General features: G+C 57.9%; 13 protein-coding genes and 1 pseudogene. 8 read left to right on the top strand and 6 right to left on the bottom strand.

Annotated features, from left to right (window positions below; all coding sequences use genetic code 11):
• Positions 1-10 precede the first annotated feature (10 nt).
• The 6 genes from FHT78_RS06535 to FHT78_RS06510 are packed head-to-tail and all read left to right on the top strand — an operon-like array spanning position 11 to position 4,878.
• Positions 11-616 (top strand): cytochrome c, encoded by a 606-nt coding sequence (locus FHT78_RS06535; RefSeq protein WP_183741729.1) that lies wholly within the window; start codon positions 11-13, stop codon positions 614-616.
• The gene (gene coxB / locus FHT78_RS06530; protein ID WP_183741727.1) at positions 613-1,599 is read left to right on the top strand and encodes a cytochrome c oxidase subunit II; all 987 of its coding nucleotides are present in this window, start codon (positions 613-615) and stop codon (positions 1,597-1,599) included. The genes FHT78_RS06535 and coxB overlap by 4 nt, the downstream gene beginning before the upstream one ends.
• Entirely contained in the window at positions 1,596-3,509 is a 1,914-nt protein-coding gene (gene ctaD, locus FHT78_RS06525) for a cytochrome c oxidase subunit I (RefSeq protein ID WP_183741725.1), read from the top strand. Before coxB ends, ctaD begins: the two co-directional genes overlap by 4 nt.
• Positions 3,506-4,108 (top strand): cytochrome c oxidase subunit 3, encoded by a 603-nt coding sequence (locus tag FHT78_RS06520; protein ID WP_183741723.1) that lies wholly within the window; start codon positions 3,506-3,508, stop codon positions 4,106-4,108. The genes ctaD and FHT78_RS06520 overlap by 4 nt, the downstream gene beginning before the upstream one ends.
• A gap of 26 nt (positions 4,109-4,134) precedes the next feature.
• Positions 4,135-4,416: a hypothetical protein gene (locus tag FHT78_RS06515; RefSeq protein WP_246715110.1), complete on the top strand. Its 282-nt coding sequence runs from the start codon at positions 4,135-4,137 to the stop codon at positions 4,414-4,416.
• Between the two features lie 54 nt (positions 4,417-4,470).
• Positions 4,471-4,878 (top strand): cytochrome c, encoded by a 408-nt coding sequence (locus FHT78_RS06510; RefSeq protein ID WP_183741719.1) that lies wholly within the window; start codon positions 4,471-4,473, stop codon positions 4,876-4,878.
• 2 nt (positions 4,879-4,880) lie between these two features.
• On the opposite strand, the gene FHT78_RS06505 is transcribed toward FHT78_RS06510, so the two are convergent.
• Both FHT78_RS06505 and FHT78_RS06500 read right to left on the bottom strand, forming a co-directional pair.
• On the bottom strand, positions 4,881-5,861 hold the full coding sequence (locus FHT78_RS06505) for a cytochrome c (protein WP_246715165.1): 981 nt from the start codon (positions 5,859-5,861) through the stop codon (positions 4,881-4,883).
• Between the two features lie 51 nt (positions 5,862-5,912).
• A complete protein-coding gene (locus tag FHT78_RS06500; protein WP_183741718.1) occupies positions 5,913-7,715 on the bottom strand; it encodes a thiamine pyrophosphate-binding protein in 1,803 nt (600 codons plus the stop codon).
• Positions 7,716-7,990: 275 nt separating this feature from the next.
• On the opposite strand from FHT78_RS06500, the gene FHT78_RS06495 reads away from it, so the two are divergent.
• Positions 7,991-8,254, top strand: coding sequence for a hypothetical protein (locus FHT78_RS06495; protein WP_183741717.1), 264 nt, complete (start codon positions 7,991-7,993; stop codon positions 8,252-8,254).
• A 213-nt stretch (positions 8,255-8,467) separates the two neighbouring features.
• On the opposite strand, the gene FHT78_RS06490 is transcribed toward FHT78_RS06495, so the two are convergent.
• Both FHT78_RS06490 and FHT78_RS06485 read right to left on the bottom strand, forming a co-directional pair.
• On the bottom strand, positions 8,468-8,743 hold the full coding sequence (locus tag FHT78_RS06490) for a hypothetical protein (RefSeq protein ID WP_246715108.1): 276 nt from the start codon (positions 8,741-8,743) through the stop codon (positions 8,468-8,470).
• A gap of 48 nt (positions 8,744-8,791) precedes the next feature.
• Complete coding sequence (locus FHT78_RS06485) at positions 8,792-9,568, bottom strand: cytochrome c oxidase assembly protein (RefSeq protein ID WP_183741715.1); 777 nt, start codon at positions 9,566-9,568, stop codon at positions 8,792-8,794.
• Between the two features lie 163 nt (positions 9,569-9,731).
• Here FHT78_RS06485 and FHT78_RS06480 point away from each other — a divergent pair.
• A pseudogene (locus FHT78_RS06480) lies at positions 9,732-10,560 on the top strand (hypothetical protein).
• A gap of 34 nt (positions 10,561-10,594) precedes the next feature.
• Here the strand turns inward: FHT78_RS06480 and FHT78_RS06475 are convergent.
• Together FHT78_RS06475 and FHT78_RS06470 are read right to left on the bottom strand one after the other, a co-directional pair.
• The gene (locus FHT78_RS06475; protein WP_183741713.1) at positions 10,595-11,593 is read right to left on the bottom strand and encodes an ABC transporter permease; all 999 of its coding nucleotides are present in this window, start codon (positions 11,591-11,593) and stop codon (positions 10,595-10,597) included.
• Positions 11,594-11,636: 43 nt separating this feature from the next.
• Positions 11,637-12,377 carry an ATP-binding cassette domain-containing protein gene (locus FHT78_RS06470; protein WP_183741711.1) on the bottom strand — a complete coding sequence of 247 codons (741 nt, stop codon included), beginning with the start codon at positions 12,375-12,377 and terminating at the stop codon, positions 11,637-11,639.
• Between the last annotated feature and the right edge of the window lie 122 nt (positions 12,378-12,499).

The following is a 12,499-nucleotide window of genomic DNA, read 5'->3' as shown; positions in this document are numbered from 1 at the left end:
GGATCAGGCGATGCCGGAAAAGATCTGGAAGCGGAGTCTTGGCTGGGGTTCGGGCATTGTTGTTCTGATCCTTGCCATGTGTCTGGCTGCTGCGGTCGGTTGGCTGCGTGAGCCAAGGCAATACCGCACCGATCCACCTGTTGCGGATGCGCTCGGAGGCATACGGTTGATGGCCAACGGAATCGGAGGCACGCCGCCAGAAATATACTTTGCTCTCAACAAACCATACGAGACCACCGGCTACGATCTTAGCCAGGGCAAGCGGCTCTATGCCTGGTTCGGCTGCTCCTCCTGCCACGGCGACGGCAGAGGCGGAACTGGTCCATCGTTTCTCGACGGGTGGTGGCTTTATGGTCCTTCCATGGTTTCGATCGTCGCCTCCATCCGCGACGGTCGGCCCCATGGGATGCCGGCCTTCAAGGACAAGATGACGATCGATCAAATTTGGCAGGTCGCCGGTTACGTCAAGGCGGTCGGATCTTATACCGCAAGTTCCGTTGCACCCGGCCGCGACGACGACCGTTACACGCGCCCAGCCGAAAACCGCGCACCGGCTGCCATTTTTTTCGAACAGGGTCCGACTGCCTTGAAACCTGACCAAGGTCCATCACCGTGAAGAACCGCTCTCTGCCTGCGCTCCTGCTTCTGCTTTCCGGATGCAGCAGTCCGCAGTCGGTTCTCGAGGCATACGGTCAGGCCGCCATTGCGTTGAAGGAGCTGATCGTCTTCATCGTCGCGGTCGCAATCATCATCTGGCTCGCGGTGGTGGTTTTCATGGCGTTTGCGCTTCTACGCCGCCAGCGCCAGCCAGTTCTGGATTCTCGATCAGAGCGGCGGACAATGATTGTCGTGGCAACCGTCACCGCAGCTACCGCTCTCGTCGTTGCCATCCTGACCGTAGCGAGCTTCTATACGACGCGTGCCCTGAATAGCGATGGAACCGCCGATCTCACGATAACTGTTCGTGCTCAGCAGTGGTGGTGGCAGTTCATCTATGCCGATCAGGATCAAAGGCAGATGTTTCAAACCGCCAACGAGCTTCATATTCCGGTGGGCAGAACTGTCCGCCTTCACCTTCAGGCCAGCGACGTGATTCATTCTTTCTGGGTGCCGAGCCTTGCCGGTAAGCTGGACCTCATTCCGGGGCGAGAGAATATTTTGACCTTGCGGGCCGAAAAGCCCGGCGTCTATCGTGGCCAATGCGCCGAATTCTGCGGCCTCCAGCACGGCCATATGGCCTTCCTCGTCATCGCCGACGATGATGACGCCTACCGGCATTGGTCCGACAGGCAACGGCTTGACGGAGCAGCGCCAAGCGGGGCTGAGGCCATCGCCGGTCAGGCAGTTTTCCTGGCCAAACCATGCGCGGCCTGTCATACGATACGCGGAACGCTCGCGTCGGGATCGACCGGACCTGATCTCACTCATGTCGGAAGCCGACGCACGATTGCAGCCGGTTTGCTTGAGACCACCCGCGGCTCGCTTGCCGCCTGGATAGCCGATCCCCAAACGTTAAAACCCGGAAACAACATGCCGATCGTGCCGCTGAGTGCCGACGAACTGCGGCAGCTTTCCGCCTATATGGAAAGCCTCCGATGACACAGGATCAAACTTCCGCCGCTCAGACAGATATCGGACTTGCCGATGCCGAGGTCGAGCGCCAGCTCTCCGTCACCTGGGGCTCGCGCCCGGGTTTTTGGGGCGCCATTGCGACCGTCGACCACAAGGTCATCGCGAAACGTTATCTCGTGACGGCGTTTGTCTTTCTCATCCTGGGCGGAATGCTTGCGCTTGCCATGCGCCTGCAACTGGCACAGCCGGAAGCCCGGTTCATCGGCCCTGACCGGTACAACCAGATTTTCACCATGCACGGGTCGAACATGATGTTCCTCTTCGCCGTTCCGGTGATGGAAGCCATGGGCGTTTACCTCGTCCCCCTCCTGGTTGGCACCCGCAACATCGCCTTTCCAAGGCTGAATGCCTTTTCTTATTGGATATTCCTCTTCGGAGGCATCCTGCTCTGGCTATCCTTTGCTCTCGACACGGCCCCCGACGTCGGATGGTTTGCCTACGTGCCGCTGTCCGGACCCGAATATGGCCCCGGCAAACGCGCCGATATCTGGGCGCAGATGATCACCTTCACCGAACTCTCGGCACTCGCCGTCGCGGTCGAGATCGTGGTCACCGTCTTCAAGCAACGGGCGCCAGGCATGTCGCTCGACAGGATTCCCGTGCTGGTCTGGGCGATGCTCGTCATGTCGTTTCTTGTCATCATGGCCATGCCGGCGATCATGTTCGCCAGTTCGACGCTGATCCTCGACCGCCTGGTGGGAACGCAGTTTTATAATCCGGCAGAAGGAGGCGACGCGCTGCTGTGGCAGCACTTGTTCTGGTTCTTCGGCCATCCTGAAGTTTACATCATTTTTATCCCGGCCGTCGGGATGGTGTCGACCATCTTACCTGCGTTCGTGGGACGCCCGCTTTTCGGTTACGTGCTCATGGTGATGGCGCTCATTACAACCGGAGTTCTGTCATTCGGCCTCTGGGTGCATCACATGTTCACGGTGGGATTGCCTCGACTGGGAGAGAGCTTTTTCACCGCCTCCAGCATGGCTATTTCGGTCCCGGCGGGCATCCAGATCTTCTGTTGGTTAGCGACGATCTGGGCGGGGCGGCCGGTTTTCCGGACACCCTTTCTGTTCCTGATTGGCTTCATCGTGACATTCGTCATCGGTGGTCTTACGGGCGTCATGGTGGCATCGGTGCCGTTCGATACGCAGGTACACGACACTTATTTTGTCGTCGCTCATTTCCATTACGTTCTGATCGGCGGCGCGGTCTTCCCGCTGATCGCTGCAATCTATTACTGGTTTCCGAAGATGACCGGAAGGATGATGAGTGAACGCCTGGGCCGCTGGGTCTTCTGGCTGATCTTCATCGGTTTTCACCTGACGTTTTTTCCGATGCATATACTTGGTCTGGTGGGCATGCCGCGCCGTGTCTACACATATCAGCCCGAGTTGCCGTGGGGTGGTTTGAACCTGTTCATCAGCCTTAGTTCGCTCGTCCTGGCTCTTGGCTTTCTTATTTTCTTCATCGACGCGTTCCGTAGCTGCCGCTATGGCGCACTCGCCGGTCCCAATCCCTGGAATGCAGCGACCCTTGAATGGACGACATCGTCGCCACCGCCCTCTTATAATTTCCGACGCATTCCTGTCGTTGACGCCAGGGAATTGCCGTTGCCGGACGACGGTGAAATCGCAGTCGTGAGCGGGCTGAGAACCGATCGCCGCGAGCTGTTGGTGACAAGCGTCGTCGAAGCGCTGCCGGAAGCGCGCGAGTCGTCGCCAGCCGACAGCGTCTGGCCTTTGTGGGCGGCCATTGCGACTTCAATTATGCTGATCTGGTCGATGTTCTCACCTTGGGCCGTCGTATGGGGTTCCATCCCGATCGCAATTACCCTCATCGCATGGTTCTGGCCCAAAGGCAGCCCGGAGGATGAATCATGAGGGACCGTATCGTGCTCGACGTCTCCAGGTTGCCGTTGCACGGGATGGGCTCTGCCTCCCCGACCTGGTGGGCAACGGGGGCATTCATGCTGATCGAGGGGTCAGGGTTCGGTTTGGCTATTGCGGTCTATTTCTATCTGATGAGCCTTGCGCCGCAATGGCCGATCGACGCGCCGCCTCCCGACTTGCTTCCCGGTACGCTCCTGACGGGACTTCTGCTCGCCAGCGTCATTCCAAACATCATGGTGTCGCGATGGGCTGAGCAGAAGAAATTGAGGAAAGTGCAAATTGGTCTGGTGGTGATGTCACTCTTTGGTATCGCTCCGTTGGCTCTGCGCGCGTTCGAATTTCCCGCCCTACATGTAAGCTGGGACGATAATGCCTACGGTTCGATCGTCTGGACCCTGCTTGGGCTGCATACGACGCATATCCTCACCGATCTGATCGACACGCTGGTGCTGACATGCCTGATGTTTACCCGGCATGGCGACAATGCGCGTCGCTACGGCGACGTTCAGGACAACGCGCTCTACTGGAACTTTGTGGTCATCACCTGGCTTCCACTCTATATCTGCATCTATTGGGTGCCCCGACAATGAGTGCCGCTATAGCAAGAACTTCCGGATTGACCCTATCGCCGGCTGCCTGGGCGGTGAGCAGCCAGCTCGGGCAGATGCTCCCCTACACTGATTGCGGCAGGGGAACCACGGGGCTGGTATTCGTGGCCTTCCTCGCGACCACTCTAGCTGTCGCCGGCGCGATAATTTCATGGCAGGGCTATCAGTCAACGGCATCGCGCAGTGCGCTCTTCATTAGCAAGGTCGGAGTGCTCTCCGGACTTGGCTTTGCCTTTGCCTTGTCTCTCCAGGGGGCAGCCACGCTGCTGCTGAACCCATGCCTACGATGATCACGCTCACCATGCCGATGTCGTCGATCGGCGTCGCAAGCAGAGGAGACGTCCGTGCAAATCGCTTTCACTCGCCTTAACTATGCCGTGGCCGCCCTCGTTCTGGCCCTGGCCTTTATCGGTTTCGCAGCCGATCGACTCAGGGACAAAGAGAAACGTCAGACGGTGGCGACCGCCATGACGTCGGGCGATGCGTCCCGGGCACCAGCGATCTTTCGTCGCTATGGATGCGGAGGATGCCATGTCATTCCTGGTATCCCGGGCGCGGACGGGAAGGTTGGCGCGCCGTTGGCCGATCTGCGGCAACGTATTTATATCGGCGGCGTCGCCAGCAATACGCCAGAAAATCTCGTGCAGTGGATCGTTCTCCCGCAGCGCTTCTCCGCTAACTCCGCAATGCCTGCAACCGGGATTTCTGAAGCCGAGGCAAGGGATCTGGCCGCTTATCTGTACGCGCAGTAAAATTAAGGCGGCGGCGTCGGTCGGGGTGGTAGCGACTTGACGTAGTGTGCAATCGCATCGCGGTCACCCTGAGGGAGCTGCGCGGTATTGGCGACGACATCTGCCATCGATGAGCCGACCCGGCCGTGGTCGGGCGTTTCGCCGGTGCTGAGCATGGTGGCAATTTCCGCTTCGGACCAGCCGCCGATACGGCTCGGGGTGATATTGGGCACAAAGCCTGTGCCTTCGGGGTCGGGCCCTCCGGCAAAACGTGTCGAAGGCTTGATTGCGCCCAACATGTTGCGGGTGGAATGACACTCGGCGCAGTGACCTAGCGTCTCGACCAGATAGCTACCGCGGTTGTTTACAGCATCGCCATTGACGGCAGCCTCGGATTTGCTTTCATGAAAAAATAGAAGCTTCCAAAATCCCAGCAGTCGGCGGAACCTGAATAGCAACGGCAGTTCATGCGGCGGAGGCCGCCCGGCTACTGGCGGCAACGTTCGCAGATAGGCGTAAAGATCCCTTACATCGTCGAGCGGCATTCCAGTGTAGCTCGGATAGGGAAATGCGGGATAGTAATGTTCGCCACGAGGCGAGACGCCGCTGATCAACGCATTGGCAAGATCGGCGACCGACCACGATCCGATGCCATCCACGGGATCGGGCGAAATGTTTGGCGGCCTGAACATCCCGAACGGTGAGGCGAGCGCCAAGCCGCCGCCCAGTTTCAACCTGTCCGGCTGACCGGGTGTGGCGTGGCATGAAGAGCAGTCGGCGGCGAGAAAGACCAGCTTTCCTTTCACAGCGTCGCCTGCCGTCAAGGCGGCATCCTCGGGACTGAAACGAGGATGGGCTTCCGTGACGAAGAAGAAAAGAAGCACGGCGATCAACGTGCAACCGATTCCGCCTGCAATCAGCCAAACCGGCGCCGATGACAGCAAGTTTCGAACGCGAAGACGAGCGGTGCGGAGATTGCCATCGACTGAAGACGAGCTGCTCATCATGTCCTTCCGCCTGGCCATAGCACAGATCGACGTACATCCCCCGGCAGTTCAAGGGGTGCCCGGTAAATTGGTCGTGGTTTCCGAGAGGTCCTTTTCTTCCTCTCCCGCAGCCATTATTTCGCGAAGCGGCGAGCGGGACAGATTTTTCTCGATCGCTTCATGACCGGGCGTATCGGGAAGCGCATCGCGGAAGTTCCTGGCGTAATCTTTCGGCATTTTCGGCGGGATCATCGGCTCATATTGGTCGACGAGGGCCTGAATGACGACCGGGCCAGCCACAGAAAACGCGTCTGCAAGCGTTGGCTCTATCTCGTCGAACCGCCTGATCGTAAAGCCACGACCTCCCATTGCTTCTGCCGCCTTGGCAAAATCGATCGGCGCCAGTTCGCAGGCAAATTGAGGATTTCCGAGAAACATCATTTGCTCCCAGGCGATCTGATTGAGCATCCCGTTGCAGATGACCAGCAATTTTAGAGGAAGGCCGAGGCGGACGGCCGTCGAGAACTCTCCGAGCTGCATGCCGAAACCGCCATCGCCGACGATCGCGTAGATCGGCCGCTTTGGATCGGCAACGCCGGCCGCGATCGCATACGGCAAGCCGGAGGCCATTGAGGCGAGGGCGCCGGAGACGGCGAACTGGTTTTCAGTGCCAAGATCTATATGCCGCGCGGCCAGCTCCGTGTTTTGGCCGGAATCGGCGACCAGAATACCGTTCGGGGTGATGCGCTGCCCGAAAGCCCGAACTACGGCCTGCGCCTTCAACTGCGCACTCTGATCCGTCTCCATCATGTTCATCTTTTGGCGCCACCCGGACATCGCCTTCTGAGCCTGTTCGAGAAATGACCGATCGGACTTCCTCGTCAGCCTGCTGTTGAGGAGCCGCAGTGATTCCTTCGCATCACCCACAAGACCGGCGTCGACGGGGAAGCGCAATCCCACCCGCTGCGGGTCGCTGTCGATCTGAACGCCGCGGGCGGCCTCGGGCCGCGGATAGTATTCGATATAAGGAAACGACGAACCGACGATCAACAGAGCATCGCATTGTTCCATGACCGCTTGCGACGGTTCAGTGCCCAAAATGCCGATGCCGCATGTGGTCAGCGGATCTTGGTCGGCGAGGGCCGTCTTGCCGAGCAGGGCTTTGACGACAGGCGCAGCCAGCAATTCGGCAGCCTGGCGTAGTTCCAGCTGCGCACCGATAGCGCCCCGGCCAGCGAGGATCGCTACTTTGCGGGCATCGTTCAAGATCTTGGACGCATGATCGAGCTCGATATCGTCGGGTACCTGGCGGCCCTGGAAATAGCGGTTTGGTACATGTTTTGGCCGGTTCCGTTTCGAACGGGATTTCGAGTCCATTTCCTGAACGTCGTTGGCAATCGACAGATGCGCAACGCCGCGGCGCGAGAGCGCTGAGCGGCAGGCGAGGCTGGCGACGTTTTCCATGTGCGATGCATCACTTACATGCGCATTATAGATCGCGACATTGTCGAACACGCGAGTGAGGTCAACGTCTTGTTGCGTAAAGGTCTCGATCAGGTCATGAAACTGCGTCCCGGTAATCGCCAGCACCGGCATCTGGTCGAGCTTGGCGTCATAAAGGCCCGTCAGCAGATGAGTGCCGCCCGGCCCTGATGTTGCGAGGCAAACGCCAAGCTTGCCGGTGAACTTCGCATAGGCGCTCGCCATGAAAGCTGCCGATTCCTCATGGCGAACCTGTATGAACCGGATCCGATCCTGGCGTTTGCGCAAGGCTTCAATCACGCCGTTAATGCCGTCTCCGGGGAGGCCGAAGATGACTTTGACGTCCCAATCGATCAGAGTGTCTATCAATATGTCTGCGGCATTGGGCATCGAACTGGTCCTTTGCTTGTCAAAGACTGCAAACCTCCTTCGCCATCAAAGGTTCCGATGTGCTTGCCTGAAGCAGCCGCTCCGCATGCGATAGGCCGAAAAGTGGGACAGTAGGATCCCCGCCTCTGCGGTCATACCCTAAGTTCGATCTGCTAACGGGCTGGACCGGTCGCTCATTGCTGGAACTTTAGCCAATCGCATTGGTTCGATTCAGTGCCACGCAAGAACGGCTGAAATGCTGAAGGACGTGGGATGCAAGCGAAACGGAGGCTCCAATGACGACAGCAAATACGACAACCGACCATGCAGCAATTCGCAAGTGGGTGGAAGCACGCAAAGGGCATCCCTCCCGTGTCAAGGGCGCCAAACAGGGAGGCATATTACGCATCGATTTTGGGGAGCCGGAAGAAAATCTGGAAGAAATTTCCTGGGACGAGTTTTTCGCCATCTTTGATGAAAACGAACTTGCTTTTCTTCATCAGGAAAAGACGGAGGATGGTGAGAGAAGCCGATTCAATAAATTCGTCAGTCGCAACTGACGATGGGACACTGGGCGGCAACGCTGGCATCTTCGACAGCAAAAGGTCTACAGCCTTGAATAATGTTGTCCGACCGATGGGTATCGTGAGTATGGACGGGCCATGTTCAGCTCGATGCGTGCGCAATCGGACATTCACTTCAGGGCGGAATGACGTTCAGCAGCCTCTGGCTTTCTGCCGTCCAGCAGGCGCACGCGTGCATGACATCCGGCGTTATCGCGGCGCCAACCGATCGGGTCTGTTTTTCCAATCCTTGTAAGGTACCAGCATCTGACCCGGAAACCGCTTCTCGATCGCCCTTTCCGTAAGGACGATTTTTGCGAATACCTCATTTTCTGATGAGGCCTGCTTCGACGCTTCACTCCGCCTCTCCAAATCGGCCATCAGCTCGAAAAGCTCCTCATCCGTCATAGTCTCGAGCGCTGACGCGAATTCACGCTCCGGGACGGTAGCAAAATCCCTCATGAGTATCTCCTGCCGATAGGTCATCTGGCCTCCATCTCATTAGCGCGGACCGATGATGGACACGCGGAAAGCTTAACGCAGCAATCTCGAAGCGGCTGCAGTTCGTCCGGCGAATAATCCATCGGACGGTTGCGTAAGCGCTCGAGCGACCCTGAACAGAAATGCTGCTGCAAAGGGCAGTGAAGCCGGTATCCACATCAAAAGGCCGGCGAGTTGCTGATCTTCAAGAGGCGACAGGCCATAGGCTTGCGACGTCAGAAAATGCGGGCTGAAGAGAGGGTGTGATGCAAAGGTCAGGAACGCGCCGAGCGCCGTCATCTGCAGGAGCGTTGCGAAGGAGACGACAACCGCGCCGCCTGCAGGCCGTCTGACGTCAAGAATCTCCCTCCAAAGCCACACGGCCGACAGGACAAGCGGGACTTCCATGATCCAGTAAGGAGCATTTCCCGACAGCGCCCAAGCATAGGGAACGGGCAGATGCCATAACCAGAGCATCGTCGTGTGAAAGACGAAGATGGATATCAACGGCACTCGATCCAAAAACGTCTCCCGGCTGAAAATAAAGCGCCAGATAAACGGCGCAGCGAGCGAGATCAGCACGAAGTGATGAACTGCTCTTGCCGAGAACAATGCTGAACTCAGCGCGCATAGGGGAGAAACGAAGGCGACGACGAGGAGAAGGATAGCAATCAGCCATTGCCGGATGCGATTGTCCCGACGTGCCGGGAGCCACGTCAATGCAGCGACAAGGCTTATCGCGAACAGCAGGTAGGGATCGACGTTCCAATCCGACATCAAGAGTTGAGGCGGGGGAGCATTACCGCAGTATGGGTCGATTTTGAAAGTCATCGCGCCGTCAAATATTGTCGTCTCGGCCACTAAACACGGGTAACCAGGGTTTGTTCCGGCAACAACGCTCCAGATACCGCCGATACTGCCAAGGCGGTGCTTCCGCCTCTGCGGGATCAGGGAACAATGTGTGTATGCGGATGTTTGGAAGTCACTCAGGAGACTGAAAGCGAGATGGCTAAAGAATTCGCGGGGGTCCCTCCTCAATCATGGCGCGGGCGCGGCGGTGTTGCCGGTGGGCATCGTGGATTGCTATAATCTGGAATTGCGCGACAGCGCTGGTTTCATCGGCGACCGCACCAATCGGCAGGCCTTCCTGCAGAAGCTTGCGAATTGCCGTCAACCTATCTGCAACGGTGGCGAAGATCCGCTTGGTGCCTATTGCGCACCATTCTGATGAGGCGGGGCTGCTCGGCGCCACACATCTGATGCATTCCTAGATGCTACTGGATATGATGGAATCCTTTGCTATCGATATCGGCGGTGCAAATATCAGAGTTGGCGTTGTCGAAACCCGGCTCAATGAGCATTCAGCTCTATCGAAAGCCCGCATCTGGAAGTCTCATCTTTGGCGACACGGGGGCGATTGCAAGAGCCGCAAAGCGGCGGTCGCGAAATTGATCGATATGCTGATCAAACTGATTAACAATATGCAGAAAGAGCATTTCCTGTAGGCGCCATTGATAGGCGTGGCATGTCCCGGAGTTATCGAAGCCGACGGCCCAATCGTGCGTGGCGGGCAGAACCTTCCAGACGGCAATTGGGAAAGCCAAGGATTCAATCTCACCGATGAACTTGTCGACGCCATCCCCAAAATCAACAACCACGACACGTTGGTATTGATGCACAATGATTGCGTCGTTCAAGGCCTCTCGCAAGTCCCGTTCAGCCAGGACATCGTCCATTAGGCAACTGTCACCATTGGCACTGGCCTCGGGAACGTTCGCTTCACCAATACGACACCGAATGGCGGCGTAAAGAAAGACGATTGAAGTATTATTCCGTTTGGTCCCAGACCGGCTCTGCCTATTCATCGCGTCGCAAGTTGCGAATTCGGTCGAAAAGAACGGCAAGTACAATTGCACCGCCGATAAAGCTGCCTTGCCAGAAGGCGTTGATGCCCAGCAGGCCGAGGCTGTTGCGGATAACCTCGATGAGGGCGGCGCCGATCAACGCCCCAAAGGCGGTGCCGACGCCGCCGGCCAGGTTGGCGCCGCCAATGACTGCAGCGGCGATGACCTGAAGCTCCATCCCGGCGCCAATATTCGTGGTGACGGCGCCGAGCCAGCCGGTTTGGATGATGCCAGCAACCCCCGCCGACAGGGCAGAAATCATGTAGACGATAACCTTGATCACCTGCACGGGAACGCCCGTCAGTGTCGCGGCGTGTTCATTGCCGCCGATGGCAAAAACATAGCGGCCGAACTTGGTCCAGCGCAGCACAAAGCCGGTAAGGAGCGCCAATACGATCATGTAGAGCACTGGATTGGCGATGCCGAAAAGCCAGGCGCCGCCACCCAGCGCCAGCAGCTTGTCGTGATCAGGCCCGAACTGGAAAACGACCGTGTTGTTGGACGCAACCATCGCTAGGCTGCGCGCAATCGACAACATTCCGAGCGTGACAACGAAAGGCGGGAAGCCGAGATAGGCAATGAATAAGCCGTTGAAAGCTCCGACCAAAAGGGCAACGCCGATCGAGGCGGCAATGCCGACTTCAATACTGTATCCCGCGTGCATGACGACCGCCAGCACCATGCTGCACAGGCAAAGCACGGAGCCAACGGACAAGTCGATGCCGCCGGTGATGATGACAAGGGTCATGCCCAGCGCGATAATTGCGACGAACGTGACGTTGCGGGTGATATTGTAGATGTTCTTCGCCGTTGCGAATGAGTCCGTCGCCATCGATAGAAAAATGCAGGCGAGAATGACCGCAATCAGAACCCAGAATGTCTGACCGCCCAAGATTGTCGCAAGCCAGCTCCGTTGCTTCTGTCCGATCGTCTGGTCAAGTGTAATCGCCATCGTCGACCTTCTTCTTTCTCGCTGCGGCAAAAGACAGCATCGATCACACCTGTTCGATGGCGCCGGTAATGAGCCCCGTCACTTCCTCAGGCGAACTCGCCGCAATTGGCTTGTCTGCTACTTTTCTACCGCGCCGCATCACGATCACACGGTCTGCGACCGAAAACACGTCGGGCATGCGGTGGCTGATCAGGACGACGACAATGCCCCGGTCACGCAATTCGCGGATCAGATTGAGAACCTCGGCGACCTGGCGCACGGAAATGGCGGCCGTCGGCTCGTCCATCAGCACGATTTTCGCTTCCGACAGCATCGTACGGCCAATCGCGACCGCTTGCCGCTGGCCACCTGACATCTGCTTGACGAGATCGCGTGGCCGCGTCTCCGATTTGAGCTCGCGGAAAATCTCGCCGGCGCGCTTGTACATGGCTTTGTAGTCGAGAATGCGAATGGGCCATATGCCGCGTCGCAATTCTCGTCCGAGGAACACATTTGCGGCTGCCGTAAGATTATTGCAGAGCGCCAGATCCTGATGAACGATTTCGATGCCATGTAGTCGCGCTTCCTTCGGCCGATGCATGACGATCTCGGTACCATCGAGACGCATGGTTCCGTGGCTCGGTCGAAAGTTGCCGGCGATCATCTTGACCAGCGTGGACTTGCCCGCGCCGTTATCGCCCATGAGGCCGACGACTTGCCCCGCTTCGAGCGAAAACGAAACGTCGTTGACGGCCTGGATGGCACCGAAATGTTTGGAAATATTGGTGAGTTCGAGAACCGCCACCAGCCTTCTGGCCTCCCAAAACTTGTCGCTGTCCGTTCGCTCCGAGCCGGCCTGTTTCGACGCGAGGCTCAGGCGAACTCGCCTTTCCAATATCCTCCCAGGAAAAGCGAATATGAGCATTT

The sequence above is a fragment of the Rhizobium sp. BK196 genome (genome assembly GCF_014193255.1).
GTDB lineage: Bacteria > Pseudomonadota > Alphaproteobacteria > Rhizobiales > Rhizobiaceae > Rhizobium.
Note: the sequence above shows the minus strand (reverse complement) of the source record. Positions and strands in the feature narration are given on the sequence as shown.